Origin of the sequence: uncultured Rhodococcus sp., from assembly GCF_963525155.1 — a bacterium.
In the GTDB taxonomy this organism is placed as follows: Bacteria; Actinomycetota; Actinomycetes; order Mycobacteriales; family Mycobacteriaceae; genus Rhodococcus_F; species Rhodococcus_F qingshengii.
Window position 1 is genome coordinate 1 of record NZ_CAURKP010000076.1, and the last position, 24,949, is coordinate 24,949.

The following is a 24,949-nucleotide window of genomic DNA, read 5'->3' on the forward strand; positions in this document are numbered from 1 at the left end:
GGCCATTGCTGCACCCCTTTCCCGCGCCTTGGGGCGTGAAGGGTATTCGGTGACGGTCGAACCGACCGGACCCGCTGCGTTGCAGCAGGCGCTCGAAGGTGATTTCGACCCGTTGATTCTCGATCTCGGCCTTCCGGGCATGGACGGCCTCGAGGTCTGCCGACAGATTCGTGCGCATCGCACCTCGCTCGCCGTGCTGATGTTGACCGCCAGGACCGACGAAGTCGACTTCGTGGTCGGGTTGGACGCGGGCGCCGACGACTACGTCAGCAAGCCGTTTCGTCTCGCCGAGTTGATGGCACGTGTGCGAGCACTCCTGCGTCGCCACGGTGGCCGCGAGGACACGATCGTCGAGGTCGGTGGCATCAGGCTCGAGCCCGCGGCACGACGCGTACTCGTCAACGGCTCCGAAATCGCCTTGGCCAACAAGGAATACGAGCTTCTGCGGGTCCTCCTCGAGCACGCCGGGGAAGTGGTCTCGCGCGATACGATCCTTCGTGAGGTGTGGGGCGACGTCGAGCTTCGTGGATCGAAGACGCTCGACATGCACATGTCGTGGCTGCGCCGCAAGATCGGCGACGAGGGCCCCGCCGTGGAACGCAGGATTGCCACCGTCCGCGGTGTCGGTTTCCGAATCAACACCGACTAACTTCTCGAGAATCAGGAACTGCCGGCATGCGGCGTCGCATATTGCAGTCGATTCTCGCTGTCGTGATCATGACGGCGTTGCTGCTGGGGGTTCCGCTGATCTACACGGCGTGGCTCTGGGTGGAGGACGTGACGCGAAGTGATCTCCGGGTGCGCCTCGACCGGATGGCCGCTGAGGTCATCGCGCAAGAGGGGACGAACGGACTCGTCGAAGGTGCGTTGAACACAGATTCGCTCAAGGTTCTCACCCCGAACGACGGGCGCCTCGTCGTCGTGTATCCGACCGTCGTCGACGGCGCCGCACGCGTCGACGTGGGTGAGGCGACGGTCAAGAACGCACTCGTCGAATCGCTCGCGATGGGAACGTCCGGCTCGTTGCGCCTCGAGGTGCCGTCGGAGAACCTGCGCACCCAGCAGAAACAAGCGGTGATGGCTGTCGGCGTGCTCGTGCTTCTGTCCATCACGGCAGGCACCGTGGTAGCTGTGGTCACTGCGCGTCGGCTTGCCGATCCGCTGCAGGATGTGGCCGACCGGGCGGCGCGCCTCGCCGAAGGCGACTTCCGGCCGGATCCTCGTCGGCACGACATCCCCGAACTCGACCGCGTGTCCGACGTCCTCGATGCGGCAACCGTGGAGATCTCCGTGCGGCTGCAACGAGAGCGCGCGCTGGTTGCGGACGTCTCGCATCAACTGCGCAGTCGACTGACTGCAGTGCGGCTGCGCCTGGACGAGTTGTCCGTTCACGAAGATCCTGACGTCGTGAACGAGGCCGAGGAAGCCATGGCGCAAGTGGACAGGCTCACCGACGGAATCGACGACCTGATTCGCTCGTCGCGCACAAGTGGGTCATCGGCGAGTCTGGTGTCGGTAGTCGGCGAGCTGGAACAGGTGACTCGCGACTGGCAGGCTCAGTTCGACGGAGAGGGACGCAGGCTGCGCCTACGCGGCGATCGCACGGTGATGGCCGCGACCACAGGCTCGCGTCTGCGTGAAGCTGTTTCCGTTCTGGTCGACAATTCGTTCGAACACGGTGAAGGCACGTGCACGGTGTCGGTGCGATTGATCGACGGTACGGGTCGCAGTTCGTCTCGCCGTGACTCGATGGTGTGCGTCGAGGTTACCGACGAAGGCTCCGGTGTGGAGAACGATCTCGCGCCGCATATCTTCGACAGAGGATTTTCGGGGGCGGGGTCCACCGGCGTCGGGTTGGCGCTCGCACGTGCACTGATCGAAGCCGACGGGGGCCGACTGGAACTGCAGAGGCGTAAGCCTGCCTTGTTCGCCGTCTTCCTGCCGGTGGCCAACACGGCGCCGACCGCGGACGTCGTTCCGCGCCGCGAACCGCGCTGACCGAAAGGCCGGCGCAGACGGAAAACTCAGGAGTGCCCGAGCTCCTCTTCGGCGTCAGGAATTACCGGGTCAGGCGCCGTGGTTTCGGATAACGCTGTGGTTTCGGACAATCCTGTGGTGTCGGACAGCTCGAGCGGTTCCGGATTCTCGTCGGGAAATACGAACTTGCGGAAGGCCCAGAATCGGAACGCCATCTGCAGCAGGTTGCCGATGACATATGCACTGATGAAGTCGGCGATGTTCTCCGTCGCCAGGCTGACTTCGGGTACGCGCAGGTTGAAGACGTAACTGGAGATGTACAGCGGGATGAAGCTGATGACGACACCGATGGCGCTGATGATGAAGAACAGCGCAGCTTCGTGCGCTGGTTCACGGCCACCACGGTTCTTGAACGACCACTCGCGGTTGAGAATGTACGACGCGATCACCGCGACGACGCCGGCGATGATCTTGGCCGTGATCGGCTTGGATTCGAGGATCGACAGCTTGAGTGTGTAGAAGATGCCCGAGTCGATGAGGAAGGTCGTTCCGCCGACGATCGCGAATTTGATCAGCTCGCTGTGACGCAGAGCGATGTCACGAAACGGTTGGGGTATGCGGGCAATGACCCCGTCGACAAATGGCACAACAGATGAGTTTACGAAACGAAACCGCGTTACCACCAATTTGCCGCGGATTCATCAGCAGAATCACAGATTGGGAACGCTGAATGAACGGGCGAACGCGGCACATGACAACATAGAGAGCCGTGACCGGCAACAACGATCCCGCGCAGATCCCCGCCCGCCCGACCCCCCCTCGACCGGCAAAAGCATCCATGCCCGTCGTCACCATGATCGGTGGCGGACAGTTGGCCAGGATGACTCACCAGGCGGCGGTGGCCCTGGGCCAGACGCTCCGTGTGCTCTCCGGGACTTCGGACGAGCCGGCAGCTCAGGTCAGCCCCGACGTCGTGCTCGGCAGCCACACCGACCTCGACGCTCTTCGCCGCGCAGCGGTCGGTTCCAATGCACTGACGTTCGACCACGAGCACGTGCCCACGGAGCATCTCGAGGTTCTTGTTGCCGAAGGCGTGAACGTTCAGCCGCCGCCGCAGGCTCTGATCTTCGCTCAGGACAAACTTCTGATGCGTCGCAAACTTGCCGGACTGGGCGCGCCCGTACCTGCGTACGCCGAAGTGACGTGGGCAGAAGACGTCGTGCGTTTCGGTGCCCAACACGGTTGGCCGCTTGTCATCAAGGCAACTCGCGGAGGCTACGACGGCCGCGGAGTCTGGATCACCGACGATCAGGACGAAGCAGAGGCCATTGTCACCGAGCAGCTGGACAAGGGTGTTCCGCTGATCGTCGAGGAAATGGTCTCGATGCGTCGGGAACTGTCCGCCATGGTCGCGCGGTCGCCGTTCGGCCAGGGCGCTACGTGGCCGGTCGTCGAGACCGTTCAGCGCAACGGCCAGTGCGCCGTCGTGATCGCACCTGCTCCCGCCCTTTCGAGTGCCGTTGCCGAGGAAGCCGAACAATTGGCGTTGCGCATCGCGTCCGAGCTCGGTGTTGTCGGCTCGATGGCCGTCGAACTCTTCGAGACGACTGACGGTACTCTCGTGGTCAACGAGCTGGCGATGCGCCCGCACAACTCCGGTCACTGGACGATGGACGGCGCACGCACCTCTCAGTTCGAACAGCATCTGCGTGCAGTTCTCGACTACCCGCTCGGCGACACTTCGCCGATCGCGCCGGTAACGGTGATGGCAAACGTTCTCGGTGCACCGGAAGCGCCCGAGATGACGATGGACGAGCGTGTCCATCACCTGTTCGCTCGGATGCCCGACGCGAAGATCCACCTGTACGGCAAGGGTGAGCGCAAGGATCGCAAGATCGGTCACGTCAACATCGTGGGCGGCGCCGGATCCATCGACGATCCGAATTACGTTGCCGCAGTTCGGGAACGCGCCGAGCGCGCAGCACATTGGCTTTCGTATGCAGTTTGGACCGACGGATGGGATGTACACGGTGAGTGAGAGCGCGCAGGTCGGCCTGATCATGGGCAGCGATTCGGATTGGCCGACCATGGAAGCTGCAGCCGAAGCTTTGGCCGAGTTCGGTATCCGCTTCGAGGTCGGTGTCGTCTCGGCGCACCGCACGCCTCAGCGGATGCTCGACTACGCCAAGGAAGCTTCCGACCGCGGAATCAAGGTCATCATCGCCGGTGCCGGTGGCGCCGCGCACCTTCCGGGCATGGTTGCCTCGGCTACGCCGTTGCCGGTCATCGGTGTTCCGGTGCCGCTCAAGTACCTCGACGGTATGGATTCGCTGCTCTCGATCGTGCAGATGCCGGCCGGCGTCCCGGTCGCGACGGTCTCGATCGGTGGCGCTCGCAACGCCGGTCTGTTGGCTGCTCGGATCCTCGGCGCTTCGGACCCTGCACTTCAGCAGCGGATGGTGGCCTTCCAGGAGAGCCTCGAGTCGATGGTCCTCGACAAGGACAAGTCGCTCCGCGAGAAACTGCTGGGCTGATTCTCTCGTGTGTGCACGACGCGGGCTGCCGCTGATCCGAGCGAGTCGGGGCAGCGCGCAGTCCGCATTCGTCACCCGCGTCGCCCTGTTCTACGCCGGGATTCTCCGCGCGGACATCCGCTTCGACGACGAGTCCGGAATCTTTGTCGCCTCCGGACTGCGCCGCGGGTTCGCCAGAGGCGGAACAACTCTCGGTGGTGTGTATCTCACGCGGCGAAACACGACGCGATCCGTCCTTCGCCACGAGGCAGTCCACGCGGACCAATGGGCCAGGTACGGAATCATATTCGGGTTGTTGTACCTGCGTGAGGAACTGCGTCATCGCGGGCCGCGCAACCGCTTCGAAATCGAGGCCGGTCTCGAAGACGGCGGTTACCGCACCTGAGTGAGAGCTCGTCAGTAAAAGCTACTCTTGGCGGCATGGCTCGTTTTCCGACTAGTGAACGCTTCGTCCGTTGGAGCGCGGATCATGCTCGCGGTGTGGACATCTGCATTGCGACGGTTGCCGCACTGTTCAGCGTTGTCGTGGCGGTCGAGGCGAGTCCGCTGGCGGTGTTCATCTCGCTGGGTATGACCGTTCCGTTGGCGTGGCGACGCTCGCGCCCCGAACTCTCCGGCATGGTGATCGCAGGGTTCGCAGTTCTACACGTGATCTTCATCGGCAACACACTGCTCGCATCGGCCGTTGTCGTACCCATCTCCCTGTACGCGCTGGCCGCCTACGGCGCTCGGTGGAGTTCACTCACCGGGCTGGTGCTCGCGTTGCTCGGCTCGATTGCCGGGACTGTTCGATACTTCGGCTACGACGGAATCCCGGTGTCCTCGCAGGTCATGCAGTCCGTGGCCGTCATGATCTTCATGCTCGCGGTCTGGGCGTTCGGTGATTTGCGTCGAGTTCGCACCAAACAATTGGAAGGTCTGACCGAGCGCGCACGGTTGCTCGAACTCGAGCGTGCGCAGGAAGCGGAAATCGCGACGATCAGCGAACGCTCGAGGATTGCGCGCGAGATGCACGACATCGTCGCGCATTCGTTGACCGTTGTCATCGCTCAGGCCGACGGTGGACGCTACAGCGCGGCCAAGGATCCTCAGGCTGCAATTCAGGCACTCGAAACAATTGCCTCCACCGGCCGCCAAGCGTTGACCGACATGCGATCGCTGCTGTCCGTCCTGCGCGAGGACACGCCCCGTGATTTCTCGGTGATCCCGGGCGCCGGCGACATCGACAGTCTCTTCCACGAGTTACGCAGCAGCGGACTCGACATCGCCGTCAGCGTGACCGGGGAACCACGCGAACTCTCTGCGGGTGCGGGGTTGACGGCGTATCGCATCGTGCAGGAATCGCTGACGAACGTTCTCAAACATGCGGGGCCTGGAGCACAGGCGAGCGTCGAGATGACGTGGGCTGAAACCGAACTCGTTCTCGGTATCACCGACGACGGACGAGGCGGCAGCGCCGCGCTGGTCGAATCGTCACCAGGCGGGCAGGGACTGATCGGAATGGCCGAGCGAGCCAAGCTGCACGGAGGCAAAGTAACCGCCGGACCGAAATCAGGCGGCGGATACAGCGTCCGGGCCGTCTTGCCGTACGAACGAACGTCTGGGTAGGTCTTGAAACGTCCGAAGGTCTTAAGGTGAGTGGCATGGACGAACACGTGGCTCCGATCGCAGTGGCACTGATCGACGATCAGCAGCTGGTCCGCGCAGGTTTTCGAATGGTCATCGACTCACAGCCGGATCTGTCGGTGGTTGTCGAGGCTTCGGACGGTCAGCAGGCGTTGACCGAGTTGGCCGCCCGTCATGTCGACGTCGTTCTGATGGATGTCCAGATGCCGAAGATGGACGGCATCGAGGCGACTCGTCGGCTCCTGGCCGACCCCGATGCGCCGAAGGTCGTGGTGCTCACCACCTTCGACAACGACGAGTACGTGATGTCGGCTATCCGGGCGGGCGCCAGTGGTTTCCTGCTCAAGGACGTGCCACCGGAGCAGTTGCTCGACGCCATCCGCACCGTGCACCGCGGGGATGCGGTGATCGAAGCCCGGGCCACTCGGCGACTGCTTCAGCACGTCGGACCGCTCCTGGAAGGCTCGGCGCCCGAAGCGCAGTTGCCCGAAGAGTTGACGCCGCGCGAGGTCGAGGTGCTCGAAGCCATGGCGTACGGGCTGTCGAATTCGGAGATCGCTGCAAAATTCCACGTCTCCGAGACGACAGTGAAAACCCATGTCGGACGGGTTCTTTCGAAGACTCATTCTCGTGATCGTGTACAGGCAGTCGTCTTCGCCTTCCAGATCGGACTTGTCCGGCGCGCAGATCTCCTCGGCACCGAGGGCTGACACGCCGCCCTGTCCAGTCCTACCCCGGGATGACACCGGGCTCTCCAAGATCGCCCCGCACTCCGACGCGGAGACCACTTGCGCTGCAATAACGTCGATTCCGTCATAGCGAGAAGCTTTACGGAGGGCAAAAAATGCATGCGCACACCACGACGGAACCAGCCGCAGTGCCGGCGATCACTGCCCGCGGTGTCACCAAGGTGTACGGCACCGGTGAGACCACGGTTCACGCGCTCGGCGGAGTCGACGTGGACTTCGGTCGCGAGCGGTTCACCGCGATCATGGGCCCGTCCGGCTCCGGAAAGTCGACGCTCATGCACTGCCTGGCCGGACTCGACACGGTCTCGGGTGGGCAGGTTTTCCTGGGCGACACCGAAGTCACGAAACTCGGCGACACGGAGCTCACCGAACTGCGACGCGAGCGAATCGGATTCGTCTTCCAAGCGTTCAACCTGCTACCGGTGCTCACTGCTCGGGAGAACATGCTGCTGCCGATGAAGCTGGCAGGTAGTGAACCCTCGCCCGAGTGGATGGACGAGGTGATCGGAAAGCTGGGCCTGTCGCAGCGCCTCGGCCACCTGCCGCACGAGTTGTCCGGCGGTCAGCAGCAACGTGTAGCTGTCGCCCGTGCATTACTGCCCCAGCCCGACGTGATCTTTGCCGACGAGCCTACCGGCAACCTGGATTCCCGTTCCGGGACAGAGGTTCTGGGACTCTTGCGCACCAGTGTCCGGGAGACCGGTCAGACGGTCGTGATGGTGACACACGATCCGGTGGCGGCGTCGTACGCGGATCGAGTCGTGTTGATCGCGGACGGGCGTATAGCCGGAGAGATCGACCATCCCACCGTCGACTCGGTGATCGGTGCCATGCGAGCTCTCGGTGCCGACGACCTGGCCGATGTTCCTGCAGTTTCGGGTGCATTGCGATGAGAGGTCTGGCTTTTGCGCAGGCGCGGGCACACGCCGGGCGCTATGTGGCGTCGATACTCGCGGTGGTGATCGCCGTCGGATACATCGTCGCGACGTTGACCTTGAGCTCGACGGTCGACGCGAGTGTGAGCAAATCACTTGCGACGCAATACGAAACCACAGATGTCGTCGCGTCCGGTCCAGGCGTGACAGAAGCAATGCTGAGCGCGGTTCCGGGCGTCTCGGCGGTGGCCGACGACGTGTCGACGTATGTTCGTGTCGACTCCGAGGCAAAGGGCGCGTCCTACGGGGATGCGCTCTCGATTGCCGACAATCCCGAATTGCGTTGGGAGAAGGTGTCGGAGGGATCGATTCCGGCCGGTCTGGGGCAGGTGTTGGTGAGCGCGGACTCCGGGATACCGATCGGTGCCCGAATCACAGTCACGGCACGGGATTCGACGGTCGGTGCCGCTGCACCCACCGCGGAGGTAGTGGGACTGGTCGACCTCTCCGGTTCGGCGCAACGACTGGGCGGGATCAAGATATTCACCACCGCCGAGCAGGTGAGCGCGTGGGCCGGTGACAGTGCCGAACGTGAGTTCCGTGTCGCCGGTGACGGTTCACGCTCTCAGCAAGAACTCGTGGATTCGATCTCGAGCGCGTTGCCCGCGGACTCCACCGTGCTGACCGGCGACGAAGCCACAGACAACGCCGCAGCCGAATACATGGGCGGCACCAAGATCCTCAGCACGGTGTTGCTCGCCTTCGGCGCCATCGCCGTTGTTGTTGCCGCGCTGGTGATCGCCAATACATTTGCCGTGCTGCTCGCGGCGCGCACTCAGGAACTTGCGTTGCTGCGATGCGTCGGCGCCACGGCCAAACAGGTTCGCCGGAGCATTCGCAGTGAAGCCGCGGCGGTCGGCGTGATCGCCTCGGTGATCGGCGTCGGACTCGGTGTCGGACTTGCCTGGGCGATCGGTCGGGTAGCAACGGCCGCAGATGTGCCGGTTCCTCTTTCGTCACTGAGCGTCACCCCGGTGACCGTGCTCGTCGGTCTTGCCGTCGGCGTCGTGATGACGATGCTCGCTGCATCTGCGCCCGGGCGGGCGGCAACGAGGCTCTCCCCGCTGGCAGCACTGCAGCCGATGGAGTCCAAGCCTGAGAGCGTTCAGGTATCGGTGGTGCGCCGGGTTCTCGGCGTCGTGATCCTGCTCGCGGGCATCGCGATGACCGTCCTGGGAGTGACGAATCAGCAGGTGCCGGCGGCAACCGCCGGTGGACTGTTCTCGTTCCTGGGGATCGCGGCACTGTCCGGTCGAATCGTGCCTGCACTGATCAATGCGGCCGGCGGAGTGTTGGCGAGACTGATCGGTCCGGTGGGAAGCCTGGCAGCAGGCAACGCCGGTCGGAACCCACGCCGCACCTCGGCGACGGCCACCGCATTGTTGATCGGTGTTGCCTTGACGAGCACGCTCGTCGTGGGAATCGCGACGGTCAAGGAAGCCGCACCCGCGGCGATGGACAGTCAATTCCCCGTCGACGTCATGGTGAGCAGTTCCGGTTCGGCACCGCTTCCCGCAGGGTTGGGCACAGACATCGCCGCGGTCAACGGTGTCGGCGCGGTGAGCGGTCTGGACAAGGCTGAACTGACGATCGACGGGCGCGGTTCGTTGGCCGGATTCGGCGTCGACGCTGCGCGGGTGAAAGATGTTCTGCGTACCGAGATCTCGGTACCCGCGGCCGGTCAGTTGGTGCTCTCGCCCGCTGACCTGACCGAATACAAGCTCTCGGCGGGCGATACGGCGACGGTGCGTGGGGATCGCGGCGTCGTGAACGTCAGCGTGGTCGAGGGCGTGAAAGGTCAACCAGCACTACTGGATCGAGGCGATCTCGGTGCAGCGGCCACCGCGCCGACCACCGATTCGTACTGGGTAAGGCTGGGGACGGATACTGACGAACAGGCTTTGGCCGCCACCGACCGCATCACGGAACTGGCACGCCAGGAAGCGCCGGGCAGCGATGTTCAGGGCATGACCGAGATGCGTTCAGCTCTCGATTCGATCCTCGACACCATGCTCATGGTGGTTGCCGGATTGCTGTCGGTAGCGGTGTTGATTGCTTTGATCGGCGTCGGAAACACCATGGCACTGTCCGTTCTCGAACGGCGCCGCGAATCCGGACTGCTTCGCGCACTCGGTCTGACCAAGAAGGGAATTCGAGCCATGTTGATCTGGGAAGCACTGCTGGTGGCAGGAGTCGCATCGGTGATCGGAGTGCTGTTCGGGATGGTGTTCGGTGTAGCCGGTACCGCATCGGTTTTCGGGATCGAGGACGTCGCCCTCAGCGCAGTGCCGTGGGTGCAGTTGGTAGCCATCGTGTTGATCGGCGGAATCTGCGGTGTGATCGCGTCACTGCTCCCCGCTAGGCGGGCGGGGCTGGTGTCACCGGTGACAGCTCTCGCGAGCTAGCGTTTCAGAACTGTTTCGTGACCTTCTCGGTGCCCACTCGGCGCGCGGTACCTTCCGCGTCCGGGTGGGCCACCTGCACGAGTGAGGCACCCGCGGCGAGAACTGCCAGAAGCCCGTCGATCAATTCGTCTGCCGTGTCCCACGTGCGACTGGAGAGGACACGATCCGTCGACACCAATTCGACGTTCTTCGCCGATGCCCGTGCCGCGTCGATCGTGTCCGCTACGGACCGGCCTTCGAGCGCCGAACCGGCTCCGGCGCTACGGAACTGGTCGCCGTGCACACGGATGGAGGTTGCGTAGTCGGCGACGCCGAGTGGAAGATCGCTCAAACCCTTGCCGAACGCGTCGAGGGAGAGTGCGGCTACCTCCGGTACGTCCGCAACATCGTCCAGTCGGTCGGCAGTGACAAAAGCCAGTTCGGCGTCGGCGTCGGGGGAGAGGACCACCTCACCGCCTGCCCACCACACACCCAGCAAGACGGCGACGCTCTGCCAGTGCGTGGGAAGCAGCACGGCAACTTTGCCGCCGGGCTCGAGAGCGAACTCGTCGCGAACCATGTTCGCTGTCTTTGCCGCCCAATTGGCCAGAGTGCTCGCAGACAATTCGATGCGCTCGCCGGTGGCGTCGTCGTAGTAGGTCACGCGAGGGCCGGCCGGGTCGGCAGCCAGGATCGGTCCGAGGAGGGCGTCGGTCAGGTTGTCTACAGGCGAAGGCACGTCGTCAGCTTACGCAGCCGTTCAGTTCACACCGCTTTCAGTTCACACAGTTTTTCAGTTCACACAGCGCGGGCCGTTGGAGGCCGCGTCGATCGGCGGACCGGGAGGGGCGGGAGTGGGGCTGGTCTCGGTGGTGCTCGACGATTCAGTCGTGCTTGTCGCTCCTTCGGACGGGGATACCGCGTCCGCGGACTGCGGGCCGCTGTAGTCCTCGGCAATGACAACCCGAACCTTGCCCGAGGACAATGACGAATCCGCCTTGACCGTCAGACCGCCGAGTGCCTCGGCCACCGCGAGTGCTGCGTCGTCGTCCGCGGACTTTGCGAACACCGTCGATTCGGTGACGTCGGAGCCGGTGTTGTTGCCGACCTGACCCTGCTTGTACCCGAGGGCACTCAACGCTTCGGAAACCCCGCTGGCCAACCCTGCGATGTCACTGGCGTTTGCGACGTCGACCGTGATCGAGGACGCATTCACGGTGGTCGGTGCCTCGGAGGTCTCGTCCGAGTCCTCGCTGTCGGCGCCGACCAATCCGGCGATGTACTTCTTGACGGCCTTGGGATCGACCTTGACGATGGACTCGCCGTAATCGGTCATGCCGTTGATGTCGAGAACGGGAATGGTCTCGAATTGCACCTTGCCGCCGGCCAGATTCTGCAACTGCTTGGCGAACTCGATGATGTCCCAATCGTCGTCGATCACGACGGAACGCTGGACAGCCGAGGTCAGCTGGCTGAGCTTGCCGGGGTCACTGAGGGTTTTTGCGCTGAGTACCTTGCTGACGAGAGAAGCCATGAACACCTGCTGGCGAACGATCCGGTCCAGGTCGCCGCGAGGAAGATCGTGTCGTTGTCGCACGAAGCTCAGCGCGTCGGCGCCGTCGAGTGTCTGTTTCCCGGCCGCGAAATTGGCTCCGGACATCGGTTCGTCTACCGGCGCGTTGAGGCACACGTCGACTCCGCCCACTGCGTTGGTCAGCAGGACGAATCCGAGTAGTCCGACTTCGGCGTAGTGATCGACGGTGATGCCGGTCAGATTCGCCACCGCTCCGATGAGCGCGGTCCGGCCGGCTTCCGTCGACTTCTTGTCTGCGTCGCTGTCGGACGACCCGTTGTTGACCAACTTCAGCCGCTCGGTTTCCTTGGTGGCACCGAACGCGGCGTTGATCTTCGACATACCGATACCCGGGACGTTGACGTACGCGTCGCGGGGAATCGAGATCGCGGTCGCGGAACTCCCGTCGTTGGGGACGCGGATCAAGATGATGGTGTCGGTGTTGGACGCAACTTCCTCACCTGCGCGCAACGAGTCGAGCTCGCTTTGTGAGAGCGGGTTGCCGTGCGCGTCCGTTCGACTGTCCGTTCCCACCATCAGAATGTCGATTGCTCCGTCCTTGCCGCCACCGAGGCCGAGTCCGCTGGCAGTGGCAAGGCTGTTTCTCAACGAGTCCACACCCCGCCATGCGAACCCGGTGACCAGCAGAACGAGCACGGACAGCACCGCGACCGCTATGCGAGCCGGGCTCGTCTTGGTCCGAATCGGCGCAGGTCGTGGACGCGCGCGGCGCTGCGGTTGCTGGTGGGACACTCCTTCAGGTTACTGGTCCGATGCTCGGCCGCGGGTACCTCGACGCGGCGTGCCAGACTGAACCGTGTGACGAATATCCTGCTCACCGGCGCCCGAGGGCAGCTCGGGACCCGTGTCGAAACCCTCGCTACCTCGGCGGGTCTTCCCGTCAGGGCCGTCGGATCCGACGAGCTGGACATCACCGACAGCCGCGCGGTTGACGACTTCGTCTCGCCTGATTCGGTGCTGATCAACTGCGCTGCGTACACGGCCGTCGATGCTGCCGAGACCGACCAGGAGGCGGCGAGGGCGGTCAACGAGATCGGACCGCGGAATCTCGCGCAAGCCTGTGCGCGGGTGGGTTCGCGGTTGATCCACGTTTCGACGGACTACGTCTTTCCGGGTGATGCAAGCTCGCCATACGACGTCGATGCACCGACCGGTCCCGCGACGGTCTACGGCCGAACCAAACTGGACGGCGAGATCGCTGTTCGAGAGTCGGGGGCTGACGCGGCCGTTGTCCGTACCGCGTGGGTGTATTCCGGTGTCGGCACGGATTTTGTCGCCACGATGCGAAGGCTCGAAGCCGAACGCGAATTCGTGAACGTCGTGGACGATCAGATCGGGTCGCCCACGTACAGCGTCGATCTGGCCGGCGGCATCGTCGAACTCGCGCTTCTGGACTTCACGGGTGCGTCGACATTCCACGTGACCAACGGCGGGCAAGCAAGTTGGTACGAGTTGGCGCGAGCTGTTTTCGAGGAGATCGGCGCAGACCCTGCTCGGGTGCGCCCGTGCAGTAGTGCGGAGTTCGTACGCCCTGCCCCGCGCCCGGCATATTCGGTCTTGTCCGAGCGCGCGTGGGTTACCGCGGGAATGACGCCGCTGCGTCCGTGGCGAGAGGCTCTGCACGCCGCTCTGGCGTGAGCTTTGTTCGGGGCAGTGGCCGCGGACGGCTAGGCTGACCGGCGTGAGTCCCAAGCTGGCCGTGGTAACGGTGACCTACTCGCCAGGCGAGCATCTCGAGAATTTCTTGAGCACGCTCGCTGTGGCGACGACAGAAAAACCCCAGGTCATCATGGCCGACAATGGGTCGACCGATGGTGCCCCCGAGGCCGCCGATGCCAAGTACGAGCATGTCCGTCTGCTTCGAACCGGCGGAAACATCGGGTACGGGGGAGCGATAAATCGGGCTGTAGCGGAGATCGATTCGTCGATCGAATTCGTCGTGATTTCCAACCCGGACGTCCAATGGGCACCCGGTTCACTCGACGAATTGGTGGCTGCGGCAAATCGGTGGCCAAGGGCCGGTGCACTGGGGCCGAAGGTCCTCGAACCGGACGGCAGTGTCTATCCGTCGGCGCGAACGGTGCCCGACATCACCTCGGGCGTCGGGCACGCGTTGCTCGGTACCGTATGGCCGAAGAACCCGTGGACTGCTCGTTACCGTCAGGAGAACGAGGCCGTCACCGAGCGTGCAGTGGGGTGGCTTTCCGGGTCGTGCCTGCTGGTGCGACGCGACGCCTTCGACACCATCTCCGGTTTCGACTCTCGTTACTTCATGTACATGGAGGACGTGGACTTCGGTGACCGCCTCGGAAAAGCCGGGTGGCTCAACGTATTCGTCCCCTCGGCCGTCGTCACCCATGCCAAAGGCCATGCGGCAGGACGTCATCCGGAACTGATGTTGCCTGCCCATCATCGCAGTGCGTACCAGTTCCAGGCTGATCGCCATCCGCACTGGTGGCAGGCTCCGCTACGACTTGCCTTGCGCGGTGGCCTCGCGGTGCGATCCAAGATCGCCGTAGCTTCTGCAGTTCGCGAGCGCGCTCGCACCGACAACTCGACCGACAATCCATCAGTTTCGAACCACGGGGGAAAATGATGTCCGATCCGAATCCGACCGACGCCGTAATCCTGGTAGGCGGCAAAGGCACTCGGCTGCGTCCGCTGACGCTGTCGGCACCCAAGCCGATGCTTCCGACCGCCGGCCTGCCGTTCCTGACGCACCTGCTCGCCCGCATCGAGGCAGCCGGAATCAAGCACGTCGTGCTCGGAACGTCCTTCAAGGCAGAGGTATTCGAGGACTACTTCGGCGACGGCTCCAAGATGGGCCTCGAGATCGACTACGTCTTCGAGACCGAACCGCTGGGCACCGGTGGCGGAATCCGCAACGTTCTGCCGAAGTTGCGCGGTGACAACGTCATGGTGTTCAACGGCGACGTGCTCGGTGGCACCGATCTGAACGGCATTCTCGAGACCCACGAGAAGACGGACGCCGACGTGACCCTGCATCTGGTTCGTGTGGGAGACCCGCGAGCATTCGGTTGTGTTCCGACCGACGAGGACGGACGAGTCTCGGCATTCCTGGAGAAGACCCAGGATCCGCCGACGGATCAGATCAACGCCGGCTGCTACGTCTTCAAGCGCGAGATCATCGAACAGATCCCCGAAGGACGACCGGTATCGGTCGAGCGCGAGGTGTTCCCGAATCTGCTGGCCGAGGGCAAGCGGGTGTTCGGCCACGTCGACTCGTCGTACTGGCGTGACATGGGAACCCCCGAGGACTTCGTTCGCGGTTCCGCCGACCTGGTGCGAGGTATCGCACCTTCGCCGGCTCTCGAAGGTCCGCGCGGCGAGTCGCTGGTTCACCCCGGAGCCGGAATCGCGCCGGGCGCTGTTCTGATCGGCGGCACGGTTGTCGGTCGAGGCGCAGAAGTTGGTGCAGGCGCTCGCCTCGACGGTGCAATTCTCTTCGACGGCGCCGTTGTGGAAGCCGGGGCGGTGGTCGAACGATCGATCCTCGGATTCGGCGTCCGTATCGGACCCCGAGCGCTGGTCCGCGACGCTGTCATCGGAGACGGCGCGGACATCGGTGCGCGGTGTGAATTGTTGCGCGGCGCACGCGTGTGGCCGGGGGTGACGCTGCCGGACGGTGGCGTGCGCTTCAGCACAGATGTGTGATCGTTAGCTGACCTACTGGAATACTGGCGGGTATGACTTCTCTTCCGAGCCGTTACGTTGCCCTCGGTGACTCGTTCACCGAGGGCGTCGGCGACGCCGACGAACGATTCCCCAACGGTCTGCGCGGGTGGGCAGACCGAGTGGCCGAGCAGCTGGCGGTGAACAATCCCGACTTCCGCTACGCCAACCTGGCGATTCGTGGTCGCCTACTCGGACCGATCATCGACGAGCAGTTGGAACCCGCTCTGGCGTTGAAGCCCGATCTGGTGACCATCTACGCCGGCGGAAACGACATGATGCGTCCGAAGCTCGACATCGATGCGATGGTCGCCCGCTACGATTCGGCAATCGGTCAGCTCACTGCATCCGGCGCTCGGGTTCTGATGTTCACCGCGTACGACACCGGATGGTCCGCCTTCTTCGGCAAGCTCCGCGGACGTCTGGCGATCTACAACGAGCTTGTTCGCGAGGTGGCCGACCGCCACGACGCGACCCTCGTCGACTTCTGGCGATTCTCCGAATATCAAGACCTTCGGATGTGGGACTGGGATCGCCTCCACATGTCGCCCTCCGGGCACGAGAACATGGCGACGCGTGTGCTCGACGTGCTCGGCGTCGAACACGGATTGACCCCGCCCGATCTCGGGCCTGCGCCGGTCCTCACGAAAGCCGAAACTCGTCGCGAGGATCGTCAATGGGCGCGAGAGTTCTTGGTGCCGTGGGTAGCTCGGCGCGTGAAGGGAACATCGTCGGGCGACGGAGTGAGCGCCAAGCAGCCCCAGCTTTCTCCGATTCAGTCCTGATTCTTGCGCTGACGGGCGAGCGCGACCAGGTGGTCGATGGTCTCGCGTTCCGCTGTAGGTGGGAGCGCGTCCACCGGCCACCACCTGAGGTCGGTGGACTCTGCGCTGCGGACGATATGTGAATTGTCCGGCGCCACAACAAGAAACCGTAGATCGAGATGGCGAGTCGGTACTCCGAGTGAGCACGTGATCGGATGCGTGTGGGCGGAGAGTAGGTCCGCGTCTATCCGAACGTCGTGAATTCCGGACTCCTCGCGAGCTTCCCGCAATGCCGCATCTACCACCGTCTCGTCGTCGAGCTCGCAGTGGCCGCCGAGCTGAATCCACCTGCCCACCTTGGGATGCAGGGTCAGCAAGACGTGGCAGCCACTCTCGTCGAGAACGAGAGACGACGCGGTGATGTGTCCCGGTGCGTGGCGACGAAGGCAGCCGTCCGGAGCCGAATCGAGGAACGCGAGCATCGTGTGCCGCAACGATTCGTCCGCTTCGGAGGACGTCTCCCAGCCCTCCAGGACGCCCTTGGCGGAGGCGTGCAGCGATTCGGCTGACATGGACCTACAGCTCCACCAACGCGTCCCCGGGGGCGGAGACAGAGCGCGGAGTCAGTGGTTCGAGGGGGTGCCCGATTGCGATGGCACCGAGTGGCTGCCAATCCGCCGGGAGATCGAGTTGTTCGCGTACGAGATCGGCGGCGAAGATCGTCGATCCGATCCAGCAGCTTCCCACGCCGCGGGTGGACAACGAGACCAGCAGTCCCTGCACTGCCGCGCCGGCGGCGACCGTGAACATCGTCGACTCCGCCGCGGTTCGTCTGGCATCCGGATAACTGTGTGCGCCATCGGGCACGCAGAAGGGAATGACGACCTCGGGGGCGTCGAACAGGATGTTTCCGCGGGCAACCCGGGCCTCGACGGATTCGTCACTGCGACCGTCGGCGCGAAGATCGGCGGCCCACTTCTCGCGCATCTGCTCGAGAAGAGCCGTGCGGACCGACTCCGTGCGTAGCCACACGAATCGAACCGGTCTCGTGTGGTGCGGTGCGGGAGCGGTGAGTGCCTCGGCGATCGAGCTGCGAATGATCTCCGCGTCGACGGGATCACTTGCGAACTGTCGGACCGATCGACGCAACAGCAGCGCCTGGCCACGGCCCATCGCCGTAGCTTCCTCGGTGCCCAGCCAGAACAGATCGTCCGGGCCGCGGCGAATCAGATCCTGGCCACTCGAACCGTCGTCCTCGAACCGAAGCCCACGAACGACGGCGACGGGAACGCCGCCCAGCTTGCCCTTGACCAAGTCGCCCGCAGCGGCGATTTCGTCCGCGATCGCGATCTCGGTGACGATCAGATCGTTGCCTTGACTGTCCTGTGCTCCGAGGTAGCCGTGCAGGACCGGAATGCCGGAGGAACCGATTGCGGCGTCGGTCTGCCCGTTGCGCCACGCACGACCCATCGTGTCGGTGACGACGACGGCGACGGACTTGCCCGTGCTCTCGAGAATTCGGGCGCGCAGATCCGCAGCGCTCGCATCCGGATCCACGGGGAGCAGCGCCAATTCGGCACCGTCGACGTTGGAGCCGTCGATGCCCGATGCGGCCTGCACGATTCCGAGTTTGTTCTCGGTGATCAGAGTGCGGCCCTTGCGTGCCACGACGCGGACGGCTTCCTGATCCACCAGGAGGCGTCGTGCCGCGTCGCGCTCTTCCGGATCGGTCGGTGAGGAAACGATGCGACCCTCGACTTTGGAGAACACCTTGCTCGTGACGACAACGACGTCGCCGCTCTCGAGCCACGGCGTCGCGTCGACGACAGCGGTGGCCAAGTCGTCTCCGGGCCGGAACTCGGGAAGCCCGAGCACGGGAATGACTTCGATTGCGGCGCCGGGGGAGTGATCACCGGGAGAGTGATTTCTGTCGCGGCTTGCTTCGGTTCCGGGCTCGGTCACAGTTCGACTCCGGCGATCTCGAAAGCCGTGCGAACCATTTTCGCGGTCTCTTCGGGGGACGTCATCAAAAGTGGGATGCTTCGCACGTCCACCCCGTCGATGTCGGCCGTGTCACCTTCGTCGACGAGCCAGCCGTCGAGAATGCCGTTGATCGAACGAGCTCCGTAGTGGCGACCGATCGCCTCCGAAGTCGTCTCGACCCCGATCACCTCGAGGCACTCGTCAGCCATGCCGCGCAACGGTTTTCCGCCGATGACGGGGGAGAGGCCGACAACCTTGGCCGCGGTTGTTCGCAGGGCACCGCGAATGCCGGGCACCGCGAGGATCGCGCCGACGCTCACGACGGGATTGGACGGTGCGATCAGCACGATGTCGGCACCGTCGATCGCCTCGACCACCCCTGGCGCGGGCTTGGCCTGCTCGGCGCCGACGTGAGCGAAGCTGCGCGTTTCCACCTGTGCCCGATGGCGTACCCACCACTCCTGGAAATGAATCGCCTTCTGCTCACCGTCTTCCGGATCGGTGATCACGACGTGTGTTTCGCTGCGGTCGTCGCTCACGGGAAGCAGTGCGACACCGGGGTTCCAGCGATTGCACAACGCTTCGGTGATCGCGGACAACGGATATCCCGTGCGGAGCATCTGGCTGCGAATCAAATGCGTTGCGATATCGCGATCTCCGAGGCCGAACCAGTCCGGCTTCGCGCCGTACGCGGCGAGTTCTTCTTTCGCATTCCAGGTTTCGCCGGCGTGCCCCCACCCGCGTTCGGTGTCGATACCGCCGCCGAGTGTGTACATACAAGTGTCCAGATCGGGGCAGATGCGCAGACCGTGCATCCACACGTCGTCCCCGACGTTGACGACGGCCGTGATGCGATGTGGGCCTTCGTATTTCTCGAGGGACTCACCACCGGCGATTCCGAGCGCGTTTTGAACACCTTGAAGGAAACGGGCCCCGCCGACGCCGCCAACCAATACAGTCACGTTCACGACAACAGAGCCTAGGCGGTCGGCGCGTCGTCGTGTCTGGCGGGCAGAAGGTCCCGTCAATTGAGGGCCGGAATACTAATGGATTCATCTCGTTTAGCTTGACCGCGACACGCTGGACGTGTGTAATCTCAAATGTGTCATTCCAACCGCTACTTGTGAGTTCACTTGCAGCGGGGCCGGTTTCGAACACAGTTTCGAACGGTCGACGGGGTGGGGTTGAAGATGGAGTGAAAATTCTGCGCTATTACAGGTGAGGAGGCGGAACGATGCCCAATGAAAATGTCGAGATCAGTTCTCTCGCAATGACAGTAAGCGACGAACCGCAGACCGATTCCCGAGCAGGCGCAGCAGAAGGTGCCTGCAGCAGTGAGTTCGACGGTATGAGTACTCGGCCAGTGCTGAGTCTCGTCACCGGCTTCGAAGAATTGTTCGACACCATCGAGGATCAGTGGCAGGAGCGTGCTCTCTGCGCGCAGACCGATCCCGAAGCGTTCTTTCCTGAAAAGGGAGGATCGACGAGGGAAGCAAAACGGATCTGCCTCGGTTGTGAAGTTCGTGACGAGTGCCTCGAGTACGCGCTCGCGAACGACGAACGGTTCGGAATCTGGGGAGGGTTGTCCGAGCGCGAGCGTCGGCGACTCAAGCGGGGGATCATCTGATCTGCTGCTGAATCGGTTCTGTCAGCGTCGGGGCTGACGGGCGGTCTTCGAAAGTCTGACCTGCAACGGGGAATTGCAGGTCAAGCAACGACTGTTTTGTTCTTCGTGTGGATTTACTTCTTCGTGTGACATCAGTTTTTTCGTCTGACAGTGCGTCAGTCCTCGTCGGGCAGTATCAGTCCTCGTCGGGCAGTATCAGTCCTCGTCGGGCAGCGTGGGGTCGATGACCTGTGGGTCGACGCCCAGATACGTGCCGACTTGATGGACCAACACGTCGTGCACCAGATCCGTGAGTTCTTCCGGATCCTTCGCTCGCTGCTCCAATGGGCGGCGAAACAGCACAATTCTTGCGCGAGTCGTATTTCCGTGACGGTCGATTCCGGCCGGAATCAGTCGTGACAGTGGAACCGGGCCGTCTGCGATGACCTCCGGCGGCCATGTGACGGACTCCGGATCGTGCGCGTGAATCTTCGGAACTTCGTCCACTGCGATGTCGAGTTTCGTCAGCCGGTCGTGCCATGCGAGGTCGACGGGAGAGAAGGCGTCGAGCACCAGGAGATCGAACTTCTCCGCGCGGGTACGCCTGGCGGGCACCTCCGGGGGAAGTAGCGGTCCGCGCAGGCCACGGCCGTGTCGCTCGATGGAACGAGTGGTGACCGAGCGTCGGCGGCGGGCTTGTGGCATGGCGCCAGATTACGACAGGAGAAACTGCTCGGTGTGTCCGAGTAGGTTCCGGACGTGGGGAGGGCTAGGCTCCGTAACTGTGAGATCTCTGCGTCGCTGCTGCCGCCCCGGGTGCAAGAACCCCGCCGTCGCGACGCTTACGTATGTCTACTCGGACTCCACTGCGGTTGTCGGGCCGCTGGCAACCGTCGCCGAGCCCCATTCATGGGATTTGTGTGACACTCACGGCTCTCGAATCACCGCCCCCAAGGGGTGGGAACTCGTCCGCCACGAAGGCGGATTCGCGTCGAGTACTCCCGACGAAGACGATCTGACCGCTTTGGCTGAAGCTGTACGTGAGGCTGGTCTCGGAGATCGCAGCAAGTCCAACGTCGATGCAGATGAGGACATACGTCCCGCAGCTCCGAGTACTGCCCGTACAGGGCGTCGTGGACACCTACGCGTTCTGCCCGACCCGTCCAACTGACGCGAGATTCGTCGCCGTAGACGCTAGGCTCGACCGAGTACTTCCACACCCGAGTACTGCGAATCTCCGGACGCCATGCGCCCGGATGTTCCCGTCTGTGAGGGTGCATGCACAAGGAGAGTTTTCAGTGGGGCGAACAGCCGAGTCGGTTGCTGCAATCATCAAGGCGTACGACGTACGCGGTGTGGTCGGTGAGCAGATCGACGAAGATTTTGTCCGCGACGTCGGTGCGTCGTTCGCCCGCCTGGTCCGCGACGAGGCCGGCGCCGCCACGACGGTTGTGATCGGCTACGACATGCGCGCATCGTCGCCCACACTGTCTTCGGCTTTCGGTGACGGCGTGCTTGCTCAAGGGCTCGACGTCGTCTACATCGGATTGGCGTCGACCGACGAGCTCTACTTTGCATCCGGTTTGCTGAACTGCCCGGGCGCGATGTTCACGGCGAGCCACAATCCCGCCAAGTACAACGGCATCAAGATGTGTCGGGCCGGCGCCAAGCCGGTCGGTCAGGACACCGGCCTCGCAGTCATCTCCGCCGAGGTCGTCTCGGGTGTTCCCGCGTACGACGGACCGGCAGGCACCGCCAGCACCAAGGACGTCCTCGAGGAATACGCGAGCTACCTCCGCGGATTGGTCGACCTGGCTGCGTTGCGCCCGCTGAAGGTCGCAGTCGATGCAGGCAACGGTATGGGCGGCCATACCGCGCCGGCCGTATTCGGGCCGATGCCCCTCGACGTCCTGCCGCTCTACTTCGAGCTCGACGGCACGTTCCCCAACCACGAAGCCAATCCGCTCGATCCGGCCAACCTCGTCGACCTGCAGGCCTACGTGCGCGAAACCGGAGCGGACATCGGCTTGGCGTTCGACGGTGACGCGGACCGTTGCTTCGTCGTAGACGAGAAGGGCGACCCGGTCTCGCCGTCCGCGGTGACGGCACTTGTCGCCAAGCGCGAACTCGCGAAGGAACCGGGCGCGTCGATCATCCACAACCTGATCACGTCACGGGCAGTGCCCGAACTGGTCGAAGAACTCGGCGGCGTCGCTATTCGTACCCGAGTCGGCCACTCGTTCATCAAGCAGGAGATGGCCGAGACCGGTGCGGTGTTCGGCGGCGAGCACTCCGCTCACTACTACTTCCGCGACTTCTGGGGCGCCGACTCCGGCATGCTCGCGGCGCTGCACGTACTCGCCGCACTGGGCGAGCAGGATCGTCCGCTCTCCGAGTTGATGGCGGAGTACACCCGCTACGCGGCCTCGGGCGAGATCAACTCCACCGTGGCTGACGCGGCAGATCGTACGGCCGCTGTACTGGCGGCATTTGCCGACCGCACCGAGTCGGTGGATCGCCTCGACGGTGTCACGGTCAGTCTCGAGGGAAATGCCTGGTTCAACTTGCGCGCGTCCAACACCGAACCACTGCTGCGACTCAACGTCGAAGCACCCACGTCCGCCGATGTCGACGCATTGGTGAACGAAATTCTGGCGATCGTCCGGGCTTGAATCCGAGTCTGATCGGTTTGTCGGTGAGCCGAAGCCCTGGGATAGTTGGGGGACTATCTCAGGAACGACGGCCTCGGGAACGAGGGCTTTGCCACCACGGACCGCGTGGAGCTGGAATGCTGGATGGTGCGGGAACTGCTAACGGAGAAGGGGGTGCGGTGAGATGACAGCGCCGATGCCGCTTCTCGACCTCGACGACAGCGAGGGTTTGTCAGCTGCCGATTCGGAAGGGCTACTGCGGTCTGTAGCCATGGGCGGCGCACAGATTCGGGCCACCGCGTCGGCCGTCGGTGAGGGTGTGATCTCCCGATTGGCCGGTCTGCGTCCGCGCAGCGTCGTACTGATCGCCGGCGCGGGTGGCGCCCGGCACGGAGCCAGGATCGCGCTTGCTCTCGTCGGAGATTCGGTCGGTTGCCCGCTCCTCGTTCTCGACCGGACGCCGTCGTGGGCCGGGCCATTGGACGTGATCGTCGTCGCCGGTGACGATGCCGGTGATCCACGCCTCGTCGAATCCGTTGACAGTGCCGTACGCCGCGGCGCCGAGGTTGTTGTCGCCGTTCCCGACGAGGGGCCCATGCGAGCCGTGGCGGCCGGGCGCACCATGCCCTTGCCGCCGCGGCTCTACGCCTCGCCCCGGCACACGATGACGCGGTTCCTCGCCGTCTTCCTCGCGGTTGCCGCCGAAATCGAGGGCAAGGGATCGATCGAGGACCGTTCGGCGGTGCTCGGTCGAATCGCCGACGCAGTTGATGCGGAGGCGCTGCGGGACGGACCGGCCAACGAGGTATTCCACAACCCGGCCAAGTCGTTGGCCACCAGGATGAGCGGCCGGCGAGTCGTTCTGTGTGGAAGTGGTTCCGTGACAACAGCACTCGCAGAGTTCTCGAGCGTTGCGCTGATGAGCTCCGGCCTGAACGCCGCTGCCGCCGAGATGTCCGAGGTGATTCGTTCGGCGCGGGCACTGTTCGCGCCGGACGCAGCTTCACGTGATTCGGTGTTCCACGACCCCTTCTTTCACGATCCGCAACTCGACGGCGCGCTGCCGACCCCGCCGGCGCGGGCGTTCGTCTTCGCGACCGAATCCACGCGCGGGGAGGCGAGGCGCCGGATGGACGCACTGGCTGACGCCGACCTGGTGGTTGCGGCAGACGAAGACCAGACCAACGTGGTCATATCGGAGATGGAGCAGGTATTCGTGTTGGCGTCTCGAGTAGACATGGCCGCGGCGTACGTGCAGTTGACGGGCGGTGCGAAGTAAGTGCGTGAACTCGAAGGTGCACTTCGTTCTTACGCGTGGGGCTCGCGAACGGCAATTGCCGAACTACGCGGTCTTTCGACTCCGTCGAATCATCCCGAAGCGGAATTGTGGTTGGGCGCGCACCCGGGTGACCCGGCGCGCGTGATCACCGAATCCGGAAGCGAGTCGTTGCTCGAGGTCCTGCACCGCGAACCCGAACGCGAACTCGGCCGCGAGAACCTCGAGACATTCGGTGAGCGACTCCCATTCCTGCTCAAGCTGCTTGCGGCGGAAGAACCGCTGTCGCTTCAAGCGCACCCCAGCGCCGTTCAAGCCGACGAGGGTTTTCGTCGTGAGAACGCAATCGGCGTTCCCATGGAATCGCCGATTCGCAACTACAAGGACGGCAGCCACAAGCCCGAACTCGTTGTCGCGCTGAGCAGATTCGAAGCGCTTGCCGGATTCCGCGAGCCGACGCGGACTGTCAAACTGCTGCGCGCTCTGGCCGTCGACGAGTTGGAGCCGTACATCGGTCTGCTCGAAGGCCAACCCGATTCCGACGGACTGCGGGCGTTGTTCACGACATGGATCACGCTGCCGTCCACGGTGCTCGGGACCTTGCTCCCTGCCGTACTTGCCGGGTGCATCACCTACGTCGCGCACCACGACGCCGAATTCGTGACCGAGATCCGCACCGCGCTGGAATTGAGCGAGGCGTACCCCGGCGACGCCGGTGTTCTGGCGGCACTGCTGCTCAACCGCGTCACCCTCGAGCCCGGCCAAGGACTGTTTCTCGCTGCCGGCAATCTCCACGCGTATCTCCATGGACTCGCGGTCGAGATCATGGCCAACTCCGACAACGTGCTGCGCGGTGGGCTGACACCGAAGCACGTCGACGTGCCCGAATTGCTGAGGGTTCTGGACTTCGTCGGGGCCGATATCGAAGTGCTCGATCCGGCCCCGTCATCTGGATCAGGTCAGTCAGGATCAGGTAGTTACGAGTACGTCACGCCGGCGCCCGAATTTCGTTTGACGCGTCTGGAGTTCGACGCGAATTCCACGGACATCGTCGTCGACGCTTCAGGCCCGCGGATTCTGATCTGCACCGACGGCGCGGTCACTGCGACGTGCGGCACTGACACTCTCGACCTCGATCGAGGCCGAGCGGCGTGGATCGCTGCCGACGAGCCCGCGA

25 protein-coding genes are annotated in these 24,949 nt (G+C 63.8%); 18 read left to right on the forward strand and 7 right to left on the reverse strand.

The window, feature by feature from the left end; all coding sequences use genetic code 11:
- Positions 1–649, forward strand: a 649-nt coding sequence (locus RWT78_RS16340; RefSeq protein ID WP_314676682.1) for a response regulator transcription factor, incomplete at its 5' end; no start/stop codon positions are given.
- A 26-nt stretch (positions 650–675) separates the two neighbouring features.
- Complete coding sequence (locus RWT78_RS16345) at positions 676–1,998, forward strand: HAMP domain-containing sensor histidine kinase (RefSeq protein ID WP_003940828.1); 1,323 nt, start codon at positions 676–678, stop codon at positions 1,996–1,998.
- Between the two features lie 26 nt (positions 1,999–2,024).
- Here the strand turns inward: RWT78_RS16345 and RWT78_RS16350 are convergent, their stop codons facing one another.
- The gene (locus RWT78_RS16350; protein ID WP_007731156.1) at positions 2,025–2,624 is read right to left on the reverse strand and encodes a GtrA family protein; all 600 of its coding nucleotides are present in this window, start codon (positions 2,622–2,624) and stop codon (positions 2,025–2,027) included.
- Between the two features lie 122 nt (positions 2,625–2,746).
- Here RWT78_RS16350 and RWT78_RS16355 point away from each other — a divergent pair, with 122 nt between their 5' ends.
- The 7 genes from RWT78_RS16355 (at position 2,747) to RWT78_RS16385 (ending at position 10,226) form a co-directional block, all read left to right on the forward strand.
- Entirely contained in the window at positions 2,747–4,015 is a 1,269-nt protein-coding gene (locus RWT78_RS16355; RefSeq protein WP_314676684.1) for a 5-(carboxyamino)imidazole ribonucleotide synthase, read from the forward strand.
- Complete coding sequence (gene purE, locus RWT78_RS16360; protein ID WP_037129065.1) at positions 3,999–4,511, forward strand: 5-(carboxyamino)imidazole ribonucleotide mutase; 513 nt, start codon at positions 3,999–4,001, stop codon at positions 4,509–4,511. The genes RWT78_RS16355 and purE overlap by 17 nt, the downstream gene beginning before the upstream one ends.
- A 7-nt stretch (positions 4,512–4,518) precedes the next feature.
- Positions 4,519–4,896, forward strand: a complete 378-nt coding sequence (locus RWT78_RS16365; protein ID WP_314676686.1) for a hypothetical protein — start codon at positions 4,519–4,521, stop codon at positions 4,894–4,896.
- 35 nt (positions 4,897–4,931) lie between these two features.
- Positions 4,932–6,119 (forward strand): sensor histidine kinase, encoded by a 1,188-nt coding sequence (locus RWT78_RS16370; protein WP_007731164.1) that lies wholly within the window; start codon positions 4,932–4,934, stop codon positions 6,117–6,119.
- 35 nt (positions 6,120–6,154) lie between these two features.
- A complete protein-coding gene (locus tag RWT78_RS16375; RefSeq protein ID WP_003940960.1) occupies positions 6,155–6,847 on the forward strand; it encodes a response regulator transcription factor in 693 nt (230 codons plus the stop codon).
- A gap of 134 nt (positions 6,848–6,981) precedes the next feature.
- Positions 6,982–7,779, forward strand: a complete 798-nt coding sequence (locus tag RWT78_RS16380) for an ABC transporter ATP-binding protein (RefSeq protein ID WP_003940882.1) — start codon at positions 6,982–6,984, stop codon at positions 7,777–7,779.
- Complete coding sequence (locus RWT78_RS16385) at positions 7,776–10,226, forward strand: ABC transporter permease (RefSeq protein WP_314676688.1); 2,451 nt, start codon at positions 7,776–7,778, stop codon at positions 10,224–10,226. The genes RWT78_RS16380 and RWT78_RS16385 overlap by 4 nt, the downstream gene beginning before the upstream one ends.
- Positions 10,227–10,230: 4 nt before the next feature.
- Here RWT78_RS16385 and RWT78_RS16390 read toward each other — a convergent pair whose 3' ends face one another.
- Positions 10,231–10,944: a TIGR03089 family protein gene (locus tag RWT78_RS16390; RefSeq protein ID WP_314676689.1), complete on the reverse strand. Its 714-nt coding sequence runs from the start codon at positions 10,942–10,944 to the stop codon at positions 10,231–10,233.
- 54 nt (positions 10,945–10,998) lie between these two features.
- Complete coding sequence (locus tag RWT78_RS16395) at positions 10,999–12,483, reverse strand: LCP family protein (RefSeq protein WP_204855871.1); 1,485 nt, start codon at positions 12,481–12,483, stop codon at positions 10,999–11,001.
- Between the two features lie 114 nt (positions 12,484–12,597).
- Between RWT78_RS16395 and rfbD the strand changes: the two genes are divergently transcribed.
- From rfbD to RWT78_RS16415, 4 genes are read left to right on the forward strand one after another with little or no spacing between them, the layout of a single operon-like run.
- Entirely contained in the window at positions 12,598–13,437 is an 840-nt protein-coding gene (gene rfbD, locus RWT78_RS16400; RefSeq protein ID WP_314676690.1) for a dTDP-4-dehydrorhamnose reductase, read from the forward strand.
- A 43-nt stretch (positions 13,438–13,480) separates the two neighbouring features.
- Positions 13,481–14,395, forward strand: a complete 915-nt coding sequence (locus tag RWT78_RS16405) for a glycosyltransferase family 2 protein (protein ID WP_003940999.1) — start codon at positions 13,481–13,483, stop codon at positions 14,393–14,395.
- Complete coding sequence (locus RWT78_RS16410; RefSeq protein ID WP_037125580.1) at positions 14,392–15,474, forward strand: sugar phosphate nucleotidyltransferase; 1,083 nt, start codon at positions 14,392–14,394, stop codon at positions 15,472–15,474. The genes RWT78_RS16405 and RWT78_RS16410 overlap by 4 nt, the downstream gene beginning before the upstream one ends.
- 32 nt (positions 15,475–15,506) lie before the next feature.
- The gene (locus tag RWT78_RS16415) at positions 15,507–16,277 is read left to right on the forward strand and encodes an SGNH/GDSL hydrolase family protein (RefSeq protein ID WP_003940765.1); all 771 of its coding nucleotides are present in this window, start codon (positions 15,507–15,509) and stop codon (positions 16,275–16,277) included.
- Here RWT78_RS16415 and RWT78_RS16420 read toward each other — a convergent pair.
- From RWT78_RS16420 to cofD, 3 genes are read right to left on the reverse strand one after another with little or no spacing between them, the layout of a single operon-like run.
- Entirely contained in the window at positions 16,268–16,828 is a 561-nt protein-coding gene (locus RWT78_RS16420; protein ID WP_314676692.1) for an NUDIX domain-containing protein, read from the reverse strand. The two genes, RWT78_RS16415 and RWT78_RS16420, sit on opposite strands and share 10 nt — an antisense overlap.
- A gap of 4 nt (positions 16,829–16,832) precedes the next feature.
- The gene (locus tag RWT78_RS16425) at positions 16,833–18,218 is read right to left on the reverse strand and encodes a coenzyme F420-0:L-glutamate ligase (protein WP_314676693.1); all 1,386 of its coding nucleotides are present in this window, start codon (positions 18,216–18,218) and stop codon (positions 16,833–16,835) included.
- Positions 18,215–19,207, reverse strand: coding sequence for a 2-phospho-L-lactate transferase (gene cofD, locus RWT78_RS16430; RefSeq protein ID WP_314676695.1), 993 nt, complete (start codon positions 19,205–19,207; stop codon positions 18,215–18,217). Before cofD ends, RWT78_RS16425 begins: the two co-directional genes overlap by 4 nt.
- Before the next feature lie 380 nt (positions 19,208–19,587).
- Here cofD and RWT78_RS16435 point away from each other — a divergent pair, with 380 nt between their 5' ends.
- Entirely contained in the window at positions 19,588–19,866 is a 279-nt protein-coding gene (locus RWT78_RS16435; RefSeq protein WP_020907098.1) for a WhiB family transcriptional regulator, read from the forward strand.
- 195 nt (positions 19,867–20,061) lie between these two features.
- Here the strand turns inward: RWT78_RS16435 and RWT78_RS16440 are convergent, their stop codons facing one another.
- Positions 20,062–20,550, reverse strand: a complete 489-nt coding sequence (locus RWT78_RS16440; RefSeq protein WP_003940797.1) for a metallopeptidase family protein — start codon at positions 20,548–20,550, stop codon at positions 20,062–20,064.
- 79 nt (positions 20,551–20,629) lie between these two features.
- Between RWT78_RS16440 and RWT78_RS16445 the strand changes: the two genes are divergently transcribed.
- The 4 genes from RWT78_RS16445 to manA all read left to right on the forward strand — a co-directional run.
- The gene (locus RWT78_RS16445) at positions 20,630–21,016 is read left to right on the forward strand and encodes a DUF3499 domain-containing protein (protein ID WP_007731177.1); all 387 of its coding nucleotides are present in this window, start codon (positions 20,630–20,632) and stop codon (positions 21,014–21,016) included.
- Positions 21,017–21,143: 127 nt separating this feature from the next.
- Entirely contained in the window at positions 21,144–22,517 is a 1,374-nt protein-coding gene (locus RWT78_RS16450; protein ID WP_003941022.1) for a phosphomannomutase/phosphoglucomutase, read from the forward strand.
- 163 nt (positions 22,518–22,680) lie between these two features.
- The gene (locus tag RWT78_RS16455) at positions 22,681–23,775 is read left to right on the forward strand and encodes a hypothetical protein (RefSeq protein WP_030535017.1); all 1,095 of its coding nucleotides are present in this window, start codon (positions 22,681–22,683) and stop codon (positions 23,773–23,775) included.
- Positions 23,776–24,949, forward strand: a 1,174-nt coding sequence (manA, locus tag RWT78_RS16460) for a mannose-6-phosphate isomerase, class I (protein WP_314676700.1), incomplete at its 3' end; no start/stop codon positions are given. It abuts the gene before it with no gap.

Bases quoted from the DNA above. Each gene is read 5' to 3' on its own strand.
- RWT78_RS16345 (WP_003940828.1), top strand. From the start codon at position 676: ATGCGGCGTCGCATATTGCAGTCGATTCTCGCTGTCGTGATCATGACG.
- purE (WP_037129065.1), top strand. From the start codon at position 3,999: ATGTACACGGTGAGTGAGAGCGCGCAGGTCGGCCTGATCATGGGCAGC.
- RWT78_RS16370 (WP_007731164.1), top strand. From the start codon at position 4,932: ATGGCTCGTTTTCCGACTAGTGAACGCTTCGTCCGTTGGAGCGCGGAT.
- RWT78_RS16375 (WP_003940960.1), top strand. From the start codon at position 6,155: ATGGACGAACACGTGGCTCCGATCGCAGTGGCACTGATCGACGATCAG.
- RWT78_RS16380 (WP_003940882.1), top strand. From the start codon at position 6,982: ATGCATGCGCACACCACGACGGAACCAGCCGCAGTGCCGGCGATCACT.
- RWT78_RS16385 (WP_314676688.1), top strand. From the start codon at position 7,776: ATGAGAGGTCTGGCTTTTGCGCAGGCGCGGGCACACGCCGGGCGCTAT.
- RWT78_RS16410 (WP_037125580.1), top strand. From the start codon at position 14,392: ATGATGTCCGATCCGAATCCGACCGACGCCGTAATCCTGGTAGGCGGC.
- RWT78_RS16415 (WP_003940765.1), top strand. From the start codon at position 15,507: ATGACTTCTCTTCCGAGCCGTTACGTTGCCCTCGGTGACTCGTTCACC.
- RWT78_RS16420 (WP_314676692.1), bottom strand. From the start codon at position 16,828: ATGTCAGCCGAATCGCTGCACGCCTCCGCCAAGGGCGTCCTGGAGGGC.
- RWT78_RS16435 (WP_020907098.1), top strand. From the start codon at position 19,588: ATGAGTACTCGGCCAGTGCTGAGTCTCGTCACCGGCTTCGAAGAATTG.
- RWT78_RS16440 (WP_003940797.1), bottom strand. From the start codon at position 20,550: ATGCCACAAGCCCGCCGCCGACGCTCGGTCACCACTCGTTCCATCGAG.
- RWT78_RS16455 (WP_030535017.1), top strand. From the start codon at position 22,681: ATGACAGCGCCGATGCCGCTTCTCGACCTCGACGACAGCGAGGGTTTG.